We start from the raw sequence: 17,980 nt of genomic DNA, 5'->3' as shown, positions 1-17,980 counted from the left end.
ATCACACAACTTTCAAAGGATTCTGGTTGAGAGGCTGCCCGCGCGGGCATAGCGTTCGGGAGTGCCTACCCCAAACGGAGTAAATCCTGTGGCTTATCAGTACGGCAGTCAGACGGCGACGATCCTCCCGAAAGTTCGTTCCGCACAGGACGGGCTCGTCGGGCCGTTCTTCACCACCTTGTGTCTGCCCGGCGGGGCGACCACGACGGTGAACATCGACACGGGCTCCGTCGGTTTCGTCCTTCCGGCGACGATGCTGCAGGACCAGAGCGGCGCGTTCCTGCCCTGGGTCAAGTCCACCGGCCAGCGCATGACGCTCACCTACAAGCCCAGCACCGTGACCGTCAGCGGCACCATCGTCGAGGTCACCGGCCTGACCCTGACCGACGTGCCCGAGGGTGAGACGCCCATCGAGATCGGCACGGTCCGGGCGCTGGCCCATGATGGGAGCGCCGCTCCCTACATGATGGGCGTCGGCTTCGGCTTGCAGGCGCAGTCCTATATGGATGATCCGAACGGACAGCCGCTGCCCGGCGTTTCGACGAACACGGCGCTGGACAACCCGTTCATGAACGTCGTGGGCATGAGCCGCGAACCGGGCGCCCCCTTCCAGGCCGGCTACAGCCTGTCGGCCTACGGCCGGGGCAAGGTGACGCTCGGACAGACGGCGGACACGCTCGCCGGCTTCCGGTTCATGCCGCTGACGGCCGATCCCACGAGCCCGAGCGGCTACCAGCTTCCGTGGGTGGACGTGCGGGTGACGTCTCCCGACGGCGGTGCCGTCCAGACCAAGGCGCAGATGCTGATGGATGCCGGGATCGAGAACATGTTCCTCGCGGTGTACGAGCCGTCGCCTCCCGCAGCCGGAACCAGCCCGGCGCATCTTCACATCGACTGGGCCGGCAAGGCCGTGGGCATCCAGGCCCGGGATGCGGCCGGCGCGCTGGTGGTCGATTACGGCTTCGTAAACGCGAACCCGAGCGCCGACGCGCACGCCAACACCAACACGGACCTGGATCAGCCGGCCTCCCCCTCCACGGTCCTGCCCGGCGGCCCCGGCCCCCAGGGAGGCAGCTTCCTCAACACCGGCGTCCACCCGCTGGCGATCTACGACTACGCGGTCGATTTCGTGAACGGCCAGTTGGGCTTCCGCCTGCGGGTCTGAAGGCAACCCGGAAGGCAGGCACTGGACAAGCATGGCGCGGAGGGTTAGGCCGGAACCCCGGCCCTCCGCGCCATGCTCCCGTCCTCCCGAGTACCGCCACCCATGTCCGACGTGTTCGGCGCGCTCGCGCCCATCTTCCTGCTGATCTTGTTCGGGCAGCTCCTGCGCCGCCGACGGATGCTGCCCGAGAGTTTCTGGCCCTCCGCCGACCGGCTGACCTATTTTCTCTTCTTCCCCTGCCTGATCGTGGACGAGTTGGCGCGCGCGGACATCGGCGCGGAGGTGGCGGGCATGGCCGCCGCCATGGTGACGGGCGTCCTGGCCTCGGCGGCGCTGGTGCTGGCGGCACGTCCGCTCATGCGGATGGATGGCCCGGCCTTCTCCTCGGTCTTCCAGGGGTCGGTGCGGCCCAACACCTATGTCGGCCTCGCCGCGTCCAAGACGCTCTACGGCTCGGCCGGGCTCGGCCTCACCGCCGTGGGCATCGCGGTGGTGGTGCCGCTCGTCAACGTGCTGTGCGTCGTGGTGATGACGCGCTTCGGGCGCGATTCCCGCGGGACCGGCGTGCGGGCTGTGCTGAACGGGCTGGTCCGCAACCCGATCATCGTCGCCGTGGCGATCGGCGCCCTCCTCAACCTGACGGGCATCGGCCGTCCGCCGGTGCTGGGCAGCGTCGTCGAGCTTCTGGCCCGCGCCGCACTGCCGGTCGGGCTTCTGTCGGTCGGGGCGGGCCTCGATTTCGGTGCTGCCCGCGCGGCCGGGGCGGGCGTCGCGCTGGCGGCATCCGCGAAGCTGCTGCTCGTCCCCGTCGCGACCGGACTTGCCGGCATGGCGCTGGGGATCGACGCGCTGATGGTGACCATCGCGGTGCTGTTCAACGCCCTGCCCTGCTCGGCCAGCGCCTACGCGCTCGCCCGGCAGATGGGGGGCGACACCGGACTGATCGCCGGGATCATCACCGTGCAGACGATGCTGGCCGCCCTGACCCTGCCGCTGCTGCTGGTCCTGTTCTGACCGGGGGAAGGCCCCCTCTCCCGGAACATTTCTGTCGCGCCGCGAATCCAACTCTTGCGATTGTCGATTGCTCAAAGCACTCTTCGCACTTTGTTAACCGTCCCTCCGCTCGCACCAAATTCCTTCTTCCCGAAATCCTCCGTCGAAATTTTCCTGGTCGTCCCGGAATGGAAGCCTTTGCGATCGGCACGCGCCCCTGGGGCCTGTACCTCGCGGTCCAGCGCCCGCTGAACCGGGAGGAGATCGGCGCCTTCACGAACAGCTTCGAGCGGGCCTGCGCGCTGCTGCGCAGCAACGGGCAGGGCTGGGGTGCGGTGTCGGACCTCCGCAAGGCGGAGATCGGCACGGCGCCGCAATGGCTGCTGATGCGCTACATGCATCTGGCGCGGCAGTTCGGGACGGGACGGACCGCCTCGCTCCTGTCGGACTGGCGGGCCGTTGCCGTCTTCTCGGAGGCGATCCACGCCGCCGGCCTGGCGAAGCAGCACCGCATCGTCGTCACCGAGGAGGGCGACACGGGACGGCCCCGCCACATCTACGACTGGGTCCTGCACGGGGTGGAGCCGCCGCGCCTCAGCCCGCCGGAGAGCGAGGCCCCGGCCCTGCGCGAATGGCTGAGCGCGCTTGCCCTGCATGATGGCTGAGAGGCCGGAGCCGGCTCAGCCGGCCGCCTGATCCTCGGCCGAGGTCCGGCGTTCCAGCCCGTCCTCCCCGATCTCGTAATAGTCGCCCTTGCTATCGACCCAGATGTGCCGGTCGGCGTGCAGCCCGGTCGGCTCGTCCAGGCTTCCGGGCGTGACGTCCATGTAGGGCAGCCCGGCACCGTCCCAGAACAGGGCGGAGCCGCAACGGCCGCAGAAGCCGCGCCGCGCGCTGTCCGACGACCGGTACCAGACCAGCGACTCCTCCGCGGTGATCCGCAGATGCTCGCGCGGCATGCGTGAATAGGCGCCGACATGGCCGTGCTGGCGGCGGCACTGGCCGCAATGGCAGAAGGTCACCGGCGAGGGCTTCACCCCCGCCTCGTACCGCACGCCGCCGCAAGCACAGCCGCCGGTCCAGACCGTCCGCTCGCCGTCCGCTCCATGGTCCGTCATGTCATCCCCTCCAGAAGGGCTTGTCCGCCTCGTTGGCCGCGTCGCTGCGCGACACGCCGATGTCGGACAGCAGGTGGTCGGGCAGCGCCTCCAGGTCGCGGCGCTGCCGCCGCCGCTCGGCCCACAGGGCCAGCGTGTCGAACAACGCGGTCAGCGCTCCCCCGATCCCCCGGCCGATCCCCCGGCCGGTCCCCCGCCCGGTTCCCGAGCCGGCACCCGTCTTCGGGCGGGCGGGAGTGCCTGCGGCTGCGGCACGCGATGCGAAAGACTGGATGCCCTGGCTCATGATCCTTCTCCTCATCCGAATTTGCGGGGTCTGCCGCGCCGCCGGCGCGTCCTGCCCGGCGCCACAAGCTTTGTTCTGAAAGGGAGATTGGGCGACCCGGATCTTGCGCGCAAACGACGCTTTCTCATAAAGTCATTAGGAAAGCTAATCCGAGAGGCCGGTCCGAACGGTCCGTTCCGAAAGCCCGATCCATGGCCCGCCGCCTTCCCCCGCTCAACGCCCTGCGCGCCTTCGAGGCCGCCGGCCGGCACCTCTCCTTCACGAAGGCGGCGGACGAGCTGCACGTGACCCAGGCGGCGATCAGCCACCAGATCAAGGGGCTGGAGGAATGGCTGGGCATGCCGCTGTTCCGCCGCCTGAACCGGGCGCTGATCCTGACCGAGGCCGGGCAGTCCTACATGCCACCGGTGCGCGACGCGCTCGACACGCTGGCCCAGGCGACGGAGCGGCTGGTCCAGCAGGATTCATCCGGTGCGCTGACGATCTCGACCATGCCGAGCTTCGCCGCGAAGTGGCTGGTGATGCGGCTCGGCCGTTTCCAGGCGCGCCATCCGGAGCTGGACGTGCGGCTCCACACCAGCGCGCAGCTCGTGGACTTCGCCCAGCAGGACGTGGACGTCGCGATCCGCTTCGGCTCCGGCGACTGGCCGGAGCTGCGGGTCGAGCCGCTGCTGACCGAGGAGATCTTCCCCGTCTGCAGCCCCCGGCTGCTGAAGGGCGGCAAGCCGCTCGAACGGCCGGAGGACCTGTGCCACCACACGCTCCTGCACGACGACTACCTGATCGGCTGGAAGAGCTGGGTGGCGGCGGCCGGTGCCGCGGGCGTGGACGTGAACCGGGGGCCGCGCTTCACCGATTCCGCCCTGACGCTCCAGATGGCGGCGGACGGGCACGGAGTCGCGCTCGCCCGTGGCGCGCTCGCGGCGGAGGACATCGCCTCGGGACGGCTGGTGCGGCTTTTTGACGTGCCGATGAAGGGCAGCTACGCCTACTATCTCGTGGCCCCGCCGCATTACTTCAGCCGCCCGAAGGTGAAGGTTTTCCGCGACTGGCTGTTGGAGGAGGCCGGGGCCACGGCCTGACGTTCCGCCCTCTTTTCGCCGCGAAGGCCCGTATCATGGGACCGGTTCCCGCAAAGGTCCCGCCACGCAGGAGAATGCCCATGACCGCCGTCCGCGTTCCGCTCGCCGCCTCGGCGCTGGCCCTTTCGTTCCTGGCCGCCTCGTCCCTGCCCTTCGCCCCCGCCGCCTCGGCGCACCACGGCTGGAGCGGCTACGACACCAAGCTCGAAACGCTGACCGGCACCGTGCAGGAGGTCGCCTTCGGCAACCCGCACGCGATGATCACGCTGAAGGCCGGCGAGAAGAGCTGGCACGTGGTGCTCGCCCCGCCCTTCCGCATGAGCGCGCGCGGCTTGCCGGAAGGCACGCTGAAGACGGGCCAGACCGTCACGGTCGAGGGCTACGCCAGCCGGTCCGACGGGTCCGAACTGCGCGCCGAGCGGATCAGCCTGGACGGGAAACCCGTCGAGCTGCGCTGAAAGGGCAAGGCTGATAGGGCAAGGCTGACCGGAGGCAAGACCGATGGAGCACGGCCATGGCCCGGGCATGATGCCCGCGACCGGCGACGCGGGGTCCGGCTGGCTGGCCTGGCTGCAGGGCTCGCCGCTGGGCGTGGCGATGCGCGAATCGCTCTGGCTCTACCCGGCGGTGGAGATCCTTCACATACTGGGCTTCGTCCTGCTGGTCGGGGCGGTGATCGGCTTCGACCTGCGGCTGGCGGGCTGGCGCGGCCGGGGCCTGCCCGCCGACGGGCTGGCGCGGCTCCTGCTGCCGCTGTCGGTGGCCGGCTTCGTCCTGGCCGTGATGTCCGGGCTCGCCCTCTTCACGGTGGAGGCGACGGCCTATGTCCGCAACCCGGCCTTCCTGGCGAAGCTCGCGCTGGTCGCGCTGGCGCTGCTGAACATACTGGCCTTCCACGGCGGGGCCGGGCGGCGAATATCCTGCTGGGGAACCGACCCTTCCCCGCCCCCGGCCGCCCGTCTGGCCGGGATCGCGTCGCTCCTCCTCTGGGTCGCCGCACTCGCCGCCGGGCGCCTCATCGCCTACATGTAGTTTTCGTTACGGAATCAGGGGCTTGGCCGATCGCCGCCGCTTGGTTCACGCGCGCTTGCGGGCGGGGCCCGGCGCACCTATAGTCGCGGCTCATGACCGCACCTACCCACGCCACGGCGACCTTCCCGCACCGTCACCTTCTCGGCATCGAGGGGCTGACGGCGGAGCAGATTTCGCTGATCCTCGACGTCGCCGACGGCTATGTCGAGCAGAACAAGAAGCCCAACAAGAAGACGGCCATCCTCAGCGGCCTGACGCAGGTCAACCTGTTCTTCGAGAACTCGACCCGCACCCGCACCAGCTTCGAGCTGGCGGGCATCCGGCTCGGGGCCGACGTGATCAACATGTCGGCCGACGGCAGCTCGGTGAAGAAGGGCGAGACGCTGATCGACACGGCGATGACGCTGAACGCCATGCATCTGGACGCGCTGGTGGTGCGGCACAACGCCTCGGGCGCGGTCAAGCTGCTGGCCGACAAGGTCAACTGCTCGGTCATCAACGCCGGCGACGGCAACCACGAGCACCCGACCCAGGCGCTGCTGGACGCGCTGGCGATCCGCCGCCGGCTCGGCCGGCTGGAAGGGCTGGTGGTGGCGATCTGCGGCGACATCCTGCACAGCCGCGTCGCCCGCTCCAACATCCACCTGCTGAACGCCATGGGCGCCCATGTGCGCGTCGTGGCGCCGCCGACCCTGCTGCCGTCGCAGATCGACCGGCTGGGCTGCGAGGTGCACCACACCATGAAGAGCGGCCTGAAGGACGCCGACGTGGTGATGATGCTGCGCCTCCAGAACGAGCGGATGAGCGGCCAGTACGTCCCCTCCACCCGCGAGTATTTCTACTTCTACGGCCTGGATTACGAGAAGCTGGAGGTGGCGAAGCCGCACGCGGTGATCATGCACCCCGGCCCGATGAACCGCGGCGTGGAGATCGATTCGGAGGTCGCCGACGACCTCAAGCGCTCCATGATCCTCGACCAGGTCGAGCTGGGCGTGGCCGTCCGCATGGCCGTGCTCGACCTCCTGACCCGCGGCCGGCGGGGGAACGCAGAATGACCACGACTTCCGTAAACGCCGAGGCGCGCGTCGCCTACATCAATGCCCGCCTGCTCGACCCCGCCACCGGGCTGGACGTGCACGGCGCGCTGCTGACCGAGGGCGAGACGGTCGCCGACTTCGGCCCGGCCCTGTTCCGCGACGGCCTGCCGCCGGACGCGCAGGTGGTGGACCTCCAGGGCCAGTGCCTCGCCCCCGGCCTGCTGGACATGCGCGTGCTGATCGGCGAGCCCGGCGAGGAACAGAAGGACACGATCAAGAGCGTGTCGCGCGCGGCGGCCGCGGGCGGCATCACCTCCATCGTCTGCCTGCCCAACACCGACCCGGTGCTGGACGAGGTTGCCGGGCTGGAGTTCGTCGCCCGCCGCGCCCGCGAGGTGAAGCTGGTCAAGATCTTCGCCTACGCCGCCGCCACGCGCGGCACGGAAGGCAACGAGATCACCGAGATGGGGCTGCTGTCCCGCGCGGGTGCTGTCGCCTTCACCGACGGCACCCGCGCCATCGCCAGCGCCAAGACCATGCGCCGCGCGCTGAGCTACGCCCGGACCTTCGACAAGCTCATCATCCAGCACCCGGAAGAGCCGAGCCTGGCGTCGGGCGGCATGATGAACGCGGGCGAGATCTGCACCCGCCTCGGCCTCACCGGCATCCCGCGCGAGGCGGAGATCATCATGATCGAGCGCGACCTGCGGCTGCTGGAGCTGGCCGGCGGCCGGCTGCACTTCGCCCATGTCACGACCTCCGAATCGGTCGATCTCATCCGCCGCGCCAAGGCGCGCGGGCTGAAGGTCACCTGCGACACGGCCCCGCATTATTTCGCCCTGACCGAGGCCGACGTCGGCGACTACCGCACCTACGCCAAGGTCTCCCCGCCCCTGCGCGGCGAGATGGACCGGCGCGCGGTCGTCGTCGGCCTGGCGGACGGCACCATCGACGCCATCGCGTCCGATCACATCCCGCAGGACCAGGACCAGAAGCGCCTGCCCTTCGCCCAGGCCGAGGCCGGGGTGATCGGGCTGGAAACCCTGTTCCCGCTGGTGCTGGAGCTGGTCCACAAGGGCCACATGCCGCTGGTGAAGGCGCTGGCCCTCGTGACCTCCCGCCCTGCCGACATACTGGGCCTGCCGCTCGGCCGGCTGGCGAAGGGCGGCCCCGCCGACCTGCTGGTCTTCGACCCGGACGTGCCCTGGCGGGTGGACGTGGGGCAATTCCAGTCCAAGTCCAAGAATTCCCCCTTCGAGGACCGCCCCGTCCAGGGCCGGCCCCTGCGCACCGTCGTGGACGGCCGCACCGTCTGGCAGCGTGAGGCGTAACCGGTGTTCGAAACCTCCGCCCTGATCCTGATCGCCGCCTCCGTTTTCGGCTACCTGCTGGGCTCGATCCCCTTCGGCCTCGTGCTGGCACGCCTCGGCGGCTACGGCGACATCCGCAAGATCGGCTCCGGCAACATCGGCGCCACCAACGTGCTGCGCACCGGCAACAAGCCGCTGGCGCTCGCGACCCTGCTGCTCGACAGCGGCAAGGGCGCCATCGCCGCCATCGCCGCCCATTACGCCGCCGGGCCGGAAGCGGCGGTCCTGGCCGCCGGCGGCGCGATGCTCGGCCACGCCTTCCCGGTCTGGCTTGGCTTCCAGGGCGGCAAGGGAGTCGCCACGGCGCTCGGCTCGCTGCTGGCCGTCGCCTGGCCGGTCGGCGTCGTCGCCTGCCTGATCTGGCTCTTCATCGCCTGCCTCTTCCGCATCTCCTCCCTCTCGGCCCTGGTGGCGCTGGGCGTCGCTCCCATCGTCGCCTGGTACACCGACGGCCCGCTGGACGCCGGTCTGGCCGTCTTCATCGCCGTCCTCGTCTACATCCGCCACGCCGCCAACATCCGCCGCCTTCTCAAGGGCGAGGAGCCGCGGATCGGGCTGAAGAAAACAGTGTGAAGAAAGCCGCCGGAGCCGGGAGGGGGATTTTTGCGGCCCCTCCCCATCCCCACACATTCGCGTGTTGAAGCGGCGCGGGTTCGGTTGTACAACCATGGCGCATGACACAACCGCGTCGCCCCCTTCCCGATACTGAACGGCTGGACTGGCTTCGCCTGATCCGCTCGGAGAATGTCGGGCCGGTCACCTTCCATCGACTGATCGAACGCTACGGCACGGCCCGCGCCGCGCTCGACGCCCTGCCGGAACTGGCTCGGCGCGGCGGGCGGGCGAAGCCCTTGCGCATCGCGGCGAAGGCCGAGGTTGAACGGGAGCTGACCGCCTTGCGCCGCGCCGGCGGGAGGATGCTCTGCGCCTGCGAGCCGGACTATCCGGTGCCGCTGGCCGCCGTGGACGACGCGCCGCCGGTGGTTTCCGTGCTGGGCCACGCGCATCTGCTGGCGCGGCGCTCGGTGGCGCTGGTCGGCGCCCGCAACGCTTCGCTGAACGGGCGGAAATTCGCGGAAAGGCTGGCGCGCGACCTGGGCGAGGCGGGATTCCTAGTGGTGTCGGGCCTTGCACGCGGGATCGACACGGCGGCGCATCTTGGCTCGCTCTCCAGCGGGACGGCCGCCGTGCTGGCCGGCGGCATCGACGTGGTCTATCCGCCGGAGAACGAAGGGCTCTACCGGGACATCCTCGACCAGGGCGTCGCGGTCGCGGAAAGCGCCTTCGGCACCCAGCCGCAGGCCCGGCATTTTCCCCGCCGCAACCGGCTGATCTCCGGCCTGTCGCTGGGTGTGGTGGTGGTGGAGGCGGCGCTGAAGTCCGGCTCTCTCATCACTGCCCGCATGGCGCTGGAACAGGGGCGCGAGGTGATGGCCGTGCCGGGTTCCCCGCTTGAGCCGCGCAGCCACGGACCCAACGACCTCATCCGCCAGGGGGCGACCCTGGTTGAGGGAGCGGACGACGTGATCCGGGCGCTGGAGGCCCTGTCCCCGCCGTCGGCGTCGGAGCCGCCGGGGTCGGTTTTCGGCGCCGTCCGCATGGCCGAACCGGAGGAATCGGTGCTGCGTTCCGCCCGTGCGGTGATTCTGGAAAACCTCGGCCCGACGCCCATTGGCATTGACGAACTGGTCCGCGGGTGCCAATTGTCCGCACCGGTGGTGTTGACGGTGGTGCTGGAACTCGAGCTTGCGGGCCGGGCGCTGCGCCTGCCGGGCAACCAGATCTGCCTGATCTGAATGCCTTTTCGACACCCGGTCAGTGCACGCAGACACAAGGGCGGGTTCTCTTGCCGGGCAGCAACGTCGTTATCGTGGAATCGCCGGCCAAGGCGAAGACCATCAACAAGTACCTCGGCGATGATTACACCGTGGTCGCCAGCTTCGGCCATGTGCGCGACCTTCCGGCGCGCGATGGCTCCGTCCGTCCGGACGAGGATTTCGCGATGGAGTGGGAGCTGGGCGACCGCTCCAAGCGCCACATCGACGAGATCGCCCGCGCACTGAAAGGCGCCGAGCGCGTCTATCTCGCGACCGACCCGGATCGCGAGGGAGAGGCCATCGCCTGGCACCTGTCGGAACTCCTCCGCGAAAAGCACCTGACCGACGGGCTGGACGTCCAGCGCGTCACCTTCAACGAAATCACCAAGTCGGCCGTGCAGGCCGCCATGGCCGCCCCGCGCGCCGTCAGCCAGGAGCTGGTGGAGGCCTATCTGGCCCGCCGCGCGCTTGACTATCTCGTCGGCTTCACCCTGTCGCCGGTGCTGTGGCGCAAGCTGCCCGGCTCCAAGTCGGCCGGTCGCGTGCAGTCGGTGGCGTTGCGGCTGGTCTGCGAGCGCGAGGCGGAGATCGAGGTCTTCAAGCCGCAGGAATACTGGAGCATCGGTGTCGGCTTCACGACGCCGGGCGGGGCCGCCTTCACGGCGCAGCTCACCCAGCTCGACGGCAAGAAGCTCGACAAGTTCGCCCTGCCCAACCAGCAGGCCGCCGAGGCCGCCGTGGCGCGCATCCGCCCGCAGGCCTTCGCCGTGTCGAAGGTCGAGCGCCGGCAGGCCCGCCGCAACCCGGCCCCGCCCTTCACCACCTCCACCCTCCAGCAGGAGGCCTCGCGCAAGCTCGGCTTCGGCGCCACCCGCACCATGCGGACCGCACAGCGCCTGTATGAAGGCGTGGACATCGGCGGCGAGACGGTCGGCCTCATCACCTACATGCGAACGGACGGCGTCAGCCTGTCGGCCGAGGCGATCGACTCCGCCCGCGCCGTGATCGGCCAGACCTGGGGCGACCGCTACGTCCCGGCGACCCCGCGCGTCTACAAGACCGCCGCCAAGAACGCCCAGGAGGCGCACGAGGCGGTGCGCCCCACCGACCTGTCGCGCCGCCCGGAGGCGGTCGCCGCCCATCTCGGCCAGGACGAGCTGCGCCTCTATGAGCTGGTCTGGAAGCGCACGCTCGCCAGCCAGATGGAGAGCGCCGTCCTGGATCAGGTGGCCGTGGACCTCGCCTCGCCCTCCAAGGACGTGGTGCTGCACGCCACCGGCTCGGTCGTCGTGTTCGACGGCTTCCTGAAGGTCTACCAGGAGGACCGCGACGAGGGCGACGACGAGCAGAAGGAAAACCGCCTCCCCAACATGGAGGAGGGCGACGCGCTCACCCGCGGCGAGATCGCGCCGGAGCAGCATTTCACCCAGCCGCCGCCACGCTATTCCGAGGCCAGCCTCGTGAAGAAGATGGAGGAGCTGGGCATCGGGCGCCCGTCCACCTACGCCTCCATCCTCCAGGTGTTGCAGGACCGCGAGTATGTGCGGATCGACAAGCGCCGCTTCTACCCGTCGGACCGCGGCCGGCTGGTCACCGCCTTCCTGAAGAACTTCTTCCACCGCTACGTCGAGTACAACTTCACGGCCGAGCTTGAGAACAAGCTCGACGAGATCTCCGACGGGCGGATCGACTGGAAGGTCGTGCTGCGCGATTTCTGGAAGGCCTTCCACGTCGCCGTGGACGGCACGAAGGACCTGACCATCACCCAGGTCCTGAACGCGCTCGACGAGGAGCTGGGCTCCCACTTCTTCCCGACCGACCGCAAGGACGGCACCGGCCACGACCCGCGCACCTGCCCCGCCTGCCAGGAGGGACGGCTCGGGCTGAAGCTCGGCAAGATGGGCGCCTTCATCGGCTGCTCGCGCTACCCGGAATGCCGCTTCACCCGCCCGCTCGCCGTCCCCGGCGAGGAGGGGGACGAGGCGCAGGAAGGCCCGCGCGAACTGGGAACGGACCCGGAGACCGGCCTGCCCGTCTCCATCCGCCGCGGCCCCTACGGCGCCTACATCCAGCTTGGGCCCCCGCCCGCCCCGGCGGAGCCCCCGCCCCCGCCGGTCGAGGAGCCCGCCGCCGACGGCAAGAAGAAGAAGGCCAAGAAGGTCAAGGACGAGGCGCCGAAGCCCAAGCGCGTCTCCCTTCCCAAGGGCATGGCCCCGGCCGACGTGGACCTGGACACCGCACTCCGCCTGCTGGGCCTGCCGCGCCTGATCGGCCAGCATCCGGAGACGAAGGAGGAGATCACCGCCGGCATCGGCCGCTTCGGTCCTTACCTGAAGCATGGCAGCACCTACAAGTCGCTGACGGCGGACGACGACGTGCTGACCATCGGCATCAACCGGGCGGTGGACCTGCTGGCCGACGCGGCCAAGAAGGCGTCGGCCCCGGCCAAGTCGCTCGGCGACCACCCGAAGACCGGCAAGCCCATCACCATGGGTTCAGGCCGTTTCGGCCCCTACGTGAAGCACGGCTCGGTCTACGCCTCCATTCCGAAGGCCACCGACCCGGAGACCCTTGGGCTGGAGCAGGCGCTCGAGCTGCTGGAAGCGAAGGTCGCCAAGGACGCCGCCAAGAAGGGCAAGGCGCCGAAGGAAGCCGAGGCGAAGGCCGAAGGCTCCGAGGAGACGGGCGAGGCCAAGCCCGCCAAGAAGGCCCCGGCCAAGAAGGCGACCGCCACGAAGACCGCAGCCAAGGCTGCCTCCAAGGAGGACGGCGACGCTCCGGTGAAGGAGAAGGCACCGGCCAAAGCCAAGGCCGCGGCCAAGCCGAAGGCCGAGAAGGCGGAAAAGGAAGCCCCCGCGCGCAAGCGGGCGTGACCTCGTGAGCGACGCGCCCCGCAGGCCCGCGGGCTTCCCCAGCAAGGAAACGGTCACCGCCTTCATCCGCGACAGCGCGGTGCCCGTCGGCAAGCGGGAAATCGCGCGCGCCTTCAAGCTTTCCGGCACCGCCGACCGCGAGCGGCTGAAGGCCTTGCTGAAGGAGCTGGAGGCCGAAGGCGTGGTCGAGCGCGGGCGCGGCAAGCGCGTCGCCCCGCCGCAGTCCCTGCCCGAGGTCGCCGTGCTGGTGATCGCCGGGGTGCAGGAGGACGGCGAACTCCAGGCCCGCCCGCTGACCTGGACCGGCGAGGGCAGCCCGCCCCGCATCTTCCTGCTGCCCGAGAAGAAGAGCGGCCTGCCGCCCCTGGCCGAGGGCGACCGCATCCTCGCCAAGCTGCGCCGCGTCAACGAGCGGCTCTATGAGGGCCGCACGATCCGCCGGATCGAAAGCGCCGAGGGACGCATCCTCGGCGTCTACCGCGCGGCCCCCGAGGGCGGGCGCGTCGTCCCGACCGACAAGCGCAACAAGACCGCCTTCCTCGTCCTGCCGGCCAACCGGAACGAGGCCGAGCCGGGCGACCTCGTGCTGGCCGATATCCTGCCGGCCGGGCGCCTCGGCATGCCGCAGGCGCGGGTGGCCGAACGGCTCGGCTCGGTCGAGGAGCCGCGCTCGATCAGCCTCATCGCGATCCACAGCCACGGCATTCCCGCCGACTTCCCCTACGCGGCGCTGAACGAGGCCTCCCGGGCCAAGCCGCCGACCCCGACCGGCCGCGACGACCTGCGCGCCGTGCCGCTGGTCACCATCGACGGCGCCGACGCCCGCGACTTCGACGACGCCGTCTTCGCCGAGCCCGACTCCGATCCGGCAAACGAGGGCGGCTGGCACCTGCTGGTCGCCATCGCCGACGTCGCCTATTACGTCCGCCCCGGCACGGCGCTGGACCGCACGGCCTTCGACCGGGGCAACTCCGTCTATTTCCCGGACCGCGTCGTGCCGATGCTGCCGGAGGCGCTGTCCAACGACCTCTGCTCGCTCCGCCCCGGCGAGGACCGCGCCTGCCTCGCCGTCCATATGTGGATCGACCGGCATGGCGCGCTGCTGCGCCACCGCTTCGTCCGCGGGCTGATGCGCTCCGCCGCGCGCCTGACCTACGAACAGGTCCAGGCCGCCCGCGACGGCCGCCCCGACGAGGTTACGGCGCCGCTGCTGGAGCCGGTCATCCTCCCGCTCTACGGCGCCTACAGCCTGCTGTGGCAGGCGCGCGGGCGGCGCGGCACGCTGGAACTCGACCTGCCGGAGCGCCGGATCCGCATCGACGAGCGTGGCCGGGTGGCGGAGATCGCCCCGCGCGAACGGCTCGACAGCCACCGGCTGATCGAGGAGTTCATGATCGCCGCCAACGTCGCCGCCGCGGAAAGCCTGGAGGCGGCCGGCATGCCGCTCCTCTACCGCGTCCACGACCAGCCGCAGATGGCCAAGCTGGAGGGCTTGCGCGAGTTCCTGGGAGACCTCGGCTACAGCCTGCCCAAGGTCGAGGCGCTGAAGCCCGAGCATTTCACCCGTATCCTGCAGAAGGCGGAGGGGCGCCCCGAATCGCCGTTGGTCAGCGAGATCATTCTGCGCGCCCAGTCGCAGGCGGTCTACAGCCCCGAGAATCTCGGCCATTTCGGATTGGCGCTCGAACGCTACGCCCATTTCACCTCGCCCATTCGCCGCTACGCCGACCTGATCGTCCACCGCGCCCTGATCCGGGCGCACAAGCTGGGCGTCGGCGGACTCGACGACGAGGCGGTGGCCGCGCTGCCGGACATCGGCGAGCACATCTCCAAGGCCGAGCGCCGCGCCGCCCTGGCCGAACGCGATTCGATCGACCGCTACACCGCCGCGCATCTCGCCGACCGGGTGGGCGAAAGCTTCTCCGGCCGAATCAGCGGCGTGTCGCGGTTCGGCCTTTTCGTGCGGCTGGACGAGTCGGGCGCCGACGGGCTCGTGCCCGCCGGCACCCTGCCGGACGACCAGTACGAGCATGACGAGAAGGCCCACGCGCTGGTCGGCAAGCGCTGGGGCCGCGCCTACCGGCTGGGCGCCCGGGTCCGCCTCGTCCTGCGGGAGGCCGATTTCCTGACCGGCAGCACGCTTCTCACCCTGTGGGAGGAGAAGGCCGGGGAAGACCCTCTGGCGGCGGCCTTGCCGCGTCCCTCCGGCTCCCGTCCGCAACGGCGTGGCGGCTGAGGCACAGAGTGGAATAAACCTCCCGCTCCGGGTGTTCATCACGGCATTTGTCTCGCTTTGCGCTCGAACGGAAGTGCTATCCCTTACCCATTCGGGAACGGCGCCCCGGCGCCGGGTCCAGCCCTTGGGATAGGGAGGCTGCGGTCTGCGCGCCATGGGCAATCGTGATCGTGGAACCACGCCGAAACGGCGCTTCGCCGCTCCGCTGGCGGCCTGCATGCTCACCCTCGCCGCGCAGGGGCTCCTGCCCGGGCGTGCGTCGGCCGATCCCGCCTTCGTCAGCGAACAGGTCTTCGCCGTCGGCTATGGCCGAATCGCGGAGGCCTATCTCCAGCCGGTGGATCTCGGCCGGCTCGGCCCGGACGGGCTGAAGGGGCTGGCCTCCATCGACCCGACCCTGCGCATCGAACGCAGCGACAGCCTCGTGCGCGTCCAGCTGTCGGACGCGCCCGCGGAGGAGTTCGCCGCACCCGCCCCCTCCGACGCCGCCGGCTGGGCCTCGCTCACCGCGCGCATCCTGGACAGCGTGCGCTCCCGCTCGCCCCTGCTGAGCCAGGCGGCGCCGGAGCGCATCTACCAGGCGGTCTTCGACGCGGTGGCCGCCGACCTCGACGGCTATTCCCGCTACACCGGTACCCGCCGCGCCAGCACCGAGCGCGCCCAGCGCGAAGGCTACGGCGGCATCGGCCTCGCGCTGGAGCGCAAGGACGGGCGCACCTGGGTCAGCGACGTGCTGCCCCGCAGCCCGGCCGAGCGGGCCGGCATCCGAGCCGGCGACACCCTGCTCGCCATCGACGGCGACATGGCGGCATCCCTGACCGAGGATGACATGCGCGACCGGCTGCGCGGGCCGACCGGCACGATGGTGATGATCACCGTGCGCGGCAGCGCCGGCGAGCCGCGCCGCCTGCCGGTCCGCCGCGAGCGGGTCGTCCCCAACACGGTCAGCACGACCATCGTCGAGCGCACCGGCGTGCTGAAGGTGGAGCGCTTCAACGCCTCGACCGCCGCCAACCTGCGGGAAGCCATCCAGACCGCCAAGGGCACGATCGGCGCCAGCGTGCGCGGCTTCGTGCTGGACCTGCGCGGCAACCCCGGCGGGCTGCTCGACCAGGCCGTGGCGGTCGCCGACCTCTTCATGACGCGGGGCCGCATCATCACCACGGAGGGGCGCCACCCGGACAGCCGGCAGCGTTTCGACGCCTCGCCCGACGATGTCACGAACGGCCTGCCGCTGGTCGTGCTGGTGGACGGCCGCTCGGCATCCGCCGCCGAGGTGGTGGCCGCCGCCCTCCAGGATTCGGGCCGCGCGGTGGTCGTCGGCGCCTCCTCCTACGGCAAGGGCAGCGTCCAGACCGTCACGCGCCTGCCCAACGACGGCGAGCTTTTCCTGACCTGGAGCCGCATCTACACGCCGGCCGGCTACACCCTGCACCGCCAGGGCGTGCAGCCGATGGTCTGCACGAGCCGCAACGGGCAGGACGACCCGGTGGCGCTGCTCTCCGAGCTGCGCGACGGCAACGGCCGCTCGGCCGCCCAGTTCGCCGGCTGGCGCGCCAAGGCGGCCGACGACGAGGAGGCGCTGAACCATCTCCGCTCCGCCTGCCCCTGGAAGGAGCATGCGCCGGAACTCGACCTGAAGGTCGCGCTGCGTCTTGTGGAAGAGCCGGCGCTGTACCAGCGCGCGGTGGCGCTCGCCTCCACCCACACGGTCGCGGAGCGCTGAGACACAGCTGAGATACGGGCGAAACAGACTCAAACACTTGACATGGCGGCGCGAACGGCTATCTTCCGCCGCTACGACGCCGCCCCCGCCGGGCCGGCGGTGCACGGAATTTTAGTCGCGGGATTGAGAATATGGCCAAGCAGAACACGGTCCTCATCAAGCTGGTGAGCACGGCCGACACCGGTTTCTTCTACGTCAAGAAGAAGAACCCGAAGAAGACCACCGAGAAGCTGTCGTTCAACAAGTACGACCCGGTGGTGCGCAAGCACGTCGAGTTCAAGGAATCCAAGATCAAGTAAGATCTTCGGTTCCCGGGAATCGGAAAGGCCGCCCTTCGGGGCGGCCTTTTGCGTTTGGGGGTTCCGCATGCCCTGGAAGGGCCGGACGCCCGCCCCTGGGGACAGGCGTCCGGAAAGCACTGGCCGGCCCTTACTGAGCCGTCCAGCCGCCGTCCATGGACAGGGCCGATCCGGTGATCTGGGCCGCCGCGGGCGTGCACAGGAACACCGCAAAGGCGCCGAGCTGTTCCGGCGTCACGAAGTCGCCGGACGGCTGCTTGGCCCCCAGAAGCTCCGCCCGCGCCTCGTCGCCCGACAGGCCCTTGTTCGCCGCCAGGGCGTCGATCTGCTTCTGGACGAGCGGGGTCAGCACCCAGCCCGGGCAGATGGCGTTGCAGGTGATGCCGGTGCCCGCCGTCTCCAGCGCCACCACCTTGGTCAGCCCGACCACCCCGTGCTTGGCCGCCACGTAGGCCGACTTGTTGGCCGAAGCGACGAGGCCGTGGGCCGAGGCGATGTTGATGATCCGGCCCCAGCCGCGCTGCTTCATGCCGGGCAGCACGTGATGGGTGCCGTGGAAGACGGAGCTGAGGTTGATCGCGATCACCGCGTCCCAGCGCTCCGCCGGGAACTCGTCCACCGGAGCGACGTGCTGGATGCCGGCGTTGTTGACGAGGATGTCCACCCTGCCGAACTCCGCCGCCGCGTGGTCGGCCAGGGCCTTGACCTCGTCCGGCTTGGACAGGTCGGCGCCGTGGTAGGTCGCGCGCACGCCGAACTCCGTGGCGATGCCCGCGCGGATCGTCTCGATCTCCGCGGCGTCGCCGAAGCCGTTCAGCACCACGTCGGCTCCCGCCCCGGCCAGCGCCCGCGCGATGCCAAGCCCGATGCCGCTCGTCGATCCGGTGACGACGGCCGCTTTGCCCTTCAACGTCATGAGAATGGTCTCCGTCTTCTTGTCTTCTAT

Annotated in this window: 17 protein-coding genes; 14 read left to right on the top strand and 3 right to left on the bottom strand. The window is 70.2% G+C overall.

All coding sequences use genetic code 11. From position 1 onward, the window contains the following. Positions 1-88 precede the first annotated feature (88 nt). From JUB11_RS21355 to JUB11_RS21345, 3 genes are all read left to right on the top strand, one after another. Complete coding sequence (locus JUB11_RS21355; protein ID WP_207460648.1) at positions 89-1,165, top strand: hypothetical protein; 1,077 nt, start codon at positions 89-91, stop codon at positions 1,163-1,165. A 102-nt stretch (positions 1,166-1,267) separates the two neighbouring features. Further along, positions 1,268-2,179 carry an AEC family transporter gene (locus JUB11_RS21350; protein WP_207460647.1) on the top strand — a complete coding sequence of 304 codons (912 nt, stop codon included), beginning with the start codon at positions 1,268-1,270 and terminating at the stop codon, positions 2,177-2,179. Positions 2,180-2,346: 167 nt separating this feature from the next. After that, the gene (locus JUB11_RS21345) at positions 2,347-2,823 is read left to right on the top strand and encodes a hypothetical protein (protein WP_207460646.1); all 477 of its coding nucleotides are present in this window, start codon (positions 2,347-2,349) and stop codon (positions 2,821-2,823) included. A gap of 15 nt (positions 2,824-2,838) precedes the next feature. Here the strand turns inward: JUB11_RS21345 and JUB11_RS21340 are convergent, their stop codons facing one another. Beyond that, positions 2,839-3,276 carry a GFA family protein gene (locus JUB11_RS21340; RefSeq protein ID WP_207460645.1) on the bottom strand — a complete coding sequence of 146 codons (438 nt, stop codon included), beginning with the start codon at positions 3,274-3,276 and terminating at the stop codon, positions 2,839-2,841. A 1-nt stretch (position 3,277) separates the two neighbouring features. Continuing rightward, positions 3,278-3,562 carry a DUF1127 domain-containing protein gene (locus JUB11_RS21335; protein ID WP_207460643.1) on the bottom strand — a complete coding sequence of 95 codons (285 nt, stop codon included), beginning with the start codon at positions 3,560-3,562 and terminating at the stop codon, positions 3,278-3,280. A gap of 191 nt (positions 3,563-3,753) precedes the next feature. On the opposite strand from JUB11_RS21335, the gene JUB11_RS21330 reads away from it, so the two are divergent. The 11 genes from JUB11_RS21330 (at position 3,754) to rpmG (ending at position 17,034) form a co-directional block, all read left to right on the top strand. Next, positions 3,754-4,644 (top strand): transcriptional regulator GcvA, encoded by an 891-nt coding sequence (locus tag JUB11_RS21330; RefSeq protein ID WP_207460641.1) that lies wholly within the window; start codon positions 3,754-3,756, stop codon positions 4,642-4,644. Positions 4,645-4,724: 80 nt separating this feature from the next. After that, positions 4,725-5,102 carry a DUF6152 family protein gene (locus tag JUB11_RS21325; RefSeq protein ID WP_207460640.1) on the top strand — a complete coding sequence of 126 codons (378 nt, stop codon included), beginning with the start codon at positions 4,725-4,727 and terminating at the stop codon, positions 5,100-5,102. A gap of 43 nt (positions 5,103-5,145) precedes the next feature. Continuing rightward, complete coding sequence (locus tag JUB11_RS21320; RefSeq protein ID WP_247887226.1) at positions 5,146-5,676, top strand: hypothetical protein; 531 nt, start codon at positions 5,146-5,148, stop codon at positions 5,674-5,676. Positions 5,677-5,768: 92 nt separating this feature from the next. Beyond that, entirely contained in the window at positions 5,769-6,731 is a 963-nt protein-coding gene (locus tag JUB11_RS21315) for an aspartate carbamoyltransferase catalytic subunit (RefSeq protein ID WP_207460637.1), read from the top strand. After that, positions 6,728-8,044 (top strand): dihydroorotase, encoded by a 1,317-nt coding sequence (gene pyrC, locus JUB11_RS21310; RefSeq protein WP_207460636.1) that lies wholly within the window; start codon positions 6,728-6,730, stop codon positions 8,042-8,044. Before JUB11_RS21315 ends, pyrC begins: the two co-directional genes overlap by 4 nt. A gap of 3 nt (positions 8,045-8,047) precedes the next feature. Next, positions 8,048-8,656, top strand: coding sequence for a glycerol-3-phosphate 1-O-acyltransferase PlsY (plsY, locus tag JUB11_RS21305; protein ID WP_207460635.1), 609 nt, complete (start codon positions 8,048-8,050; stop codon positions 8,654-8,656). Between the two features lie 101 nt (positions 8,657-8,757). After that, positions 8,758-9,879 (top strand): DNA-processing protein DprA, encoded by a 1,122-nt coding sequence (gene dprA / locus JUB11_RS21300; RefSeq protein ID WP_207460634.1) that lies wholly within the window; start codon positions 8,758-8,760, stop codon positions 9,877-9,879. A gap of 50 nt (positions 9,880-9,929) precedes the next feature. Next, complete coding sequence (gene topA, locus JUB11_RS21295; RefSeq protein WP_207460630.1) at positions 9,930-12,773, top strand: type I DNA topoisomerase; 2,844 nt, start codon at positions 9,930-9,932, stop codon at positions 12,771-12,773. Positions 12,774-12,777: 4 nt separating this feature from the next. Further along, on the top strand, positions 12,778-15,009 hold the full coding sequence (gene rnr, locus JUB11_RS21290) for a ribonuclease R (RefSeq protein WP_207460629.1): 2,232 nt from the start codon (positions 12,778-12,780) through the stop codon (positions 15,007-15,009). A gap of 217 nt (positions 15,010-15,226) precedes the next feature. Next, positions 15,227-16,735 (top strand): S41 family peptidase, encoded by a 1,509-nt coding sequence (locus JUB11_RS21285; RefSeq protein WP_247887225.1) that lies wholly within the window; start codon positions 15,227-15,229, stop codon positions 16,733-16,735. Positions 16,736-16,866: 131 nt separating this feature from the next. Next, on the top strand, positions 16,867-17,034 hold the full coding sequence (gene rpmG, locus JUB11_RS21280; protein WP_207460623.1) for a 50S ribosomal protein L33: 168 nt from the start codon (positions 16,867-16,869) through the stop codon (positions 17,032-17,034). Positions 17,035-17,164: 130 nt separating this feature from the next. Here rpmG and JUB11_RS21275 read toward each other — a convergent pair whose 3' ends face one another. Continuing rightward, positions 17,165-17,950 carry a 3-hydroxybutyrate dehydrogenase gene (locus tag JUB11_RS21275; RefSeq protein WP_207460622.1) on the bottom strand — a complete coding sequence of 262 codons (786 nt, stop codon included), beginning with the start codon at positions 17,948-17,950 and terminating at the stop codon, positions 17,165-17,167. Positions 17,951-17,980: the final 30 nt, after the last annotated feature.

Source organism: Azospirillum sp. SYSU D00513, assembly GCF_017356015.1.
In the GTDB taxonomy this organism is placed as follows: Bacteria; Pseudomonadota; Alphaproteobacteria; order Azospirillales; family Azospirillaceae; genus Azospirillum.
This window is presented reverse-complemented; position numbering and strand designations above follow the sequence as displayed.

Bases quoted from the DNA above. Each gene is read 5' to 3' on its own strand.
- JUB11_RS21350 (WP_207460647.1), top strand. From the start codon at position 1,268: ATGTCCGACGTGTTCGGCGCGCTCGCGCCCATCTTCCTGCTGATCTTG.
- JUB11_RS21345 (WP_207460646.1), top strand. From the start codon at position 2,347: ATGGAAGCCTTTGCGATCGGCACGCGCCCCTGGGGCCTGTACCTCGCG.
- JUB11_RS21340 (WP_207460645.1), bottom strand. From the start codon at position 3,276: ATGACGGACCATGGAGCGGACGGCGAGCGGACGGTCTGGACCGGCGGC.
- JUB11_RS21335 (WP_207460643.1), bottom strand. From the start codon at position 3,562: ATGAGCCAGGGCATCCAGTCTTTCGCATCGCGTGCCGCAGCCGCAGGC.
- JUB11_RS21330 (WP_207460641.1), top strand. From the start codon at position 3,754: ATGGCCCGCCGCCTTCCCCCGCTCAACGCCCTGCGCGCCTTCGAGGCC.
- JUB11_RS21325 (WP_207460640.1), top strand. From the start codon at position 4,725: ATGACCGCCGTCCGCGTTCCGCTCGCCGCCTCGGCGCTGGCCCTTTCG.
- JUB11_RS21320 (WP_247887226.1), top strand. From the start codon at position 5,146: ATGGAGCACGGCCATGGCCCGGGCATGATGCCCGCGACCGGCGACGCG.
- JUB11_RS21315 (WP_207460637.1), top strand. From the start codon at position 5,769: ATGACCGCACCTACCCACGCCACGGCGACCTTCCCGCACCGTCACCTT.
- pyrC (WP_207460636.1), top strand. From the start codon at position 6,728: ATGACCACGACTTCCGTAAACGCCGAGGCGCGCGTCGCCTACATCAAT.
- dprA (WP_207460634.1), top strand. From the start codon at position 8,758: ATGACACAACCGCGTCGCCCCCTTCCCGATACTGAACGGCTGGACTGG.
- JUB11_RS21285 (WP_247887225.1), top strand. From the start codon at position 15,227: ATGCTCACCCTCGCCGCGCAGGGGCTCCTGCCCGGGCGTGCGTCGGCC.
- rpmG (WP_207460623.1), top strand. From the start codon at position 16,867: ATGGCCAAGCAGAACACGGTCCTCATCAAGCTGGTGAGCACGGCCGAC.
- JUB11_RS21275 (WP_207460622.1), bottom strand. From the start codon at position 17,950: ATGACGTTGAAGGGCAAAGCGGCCGTCGTCACCGGATCGACGAGCGGC.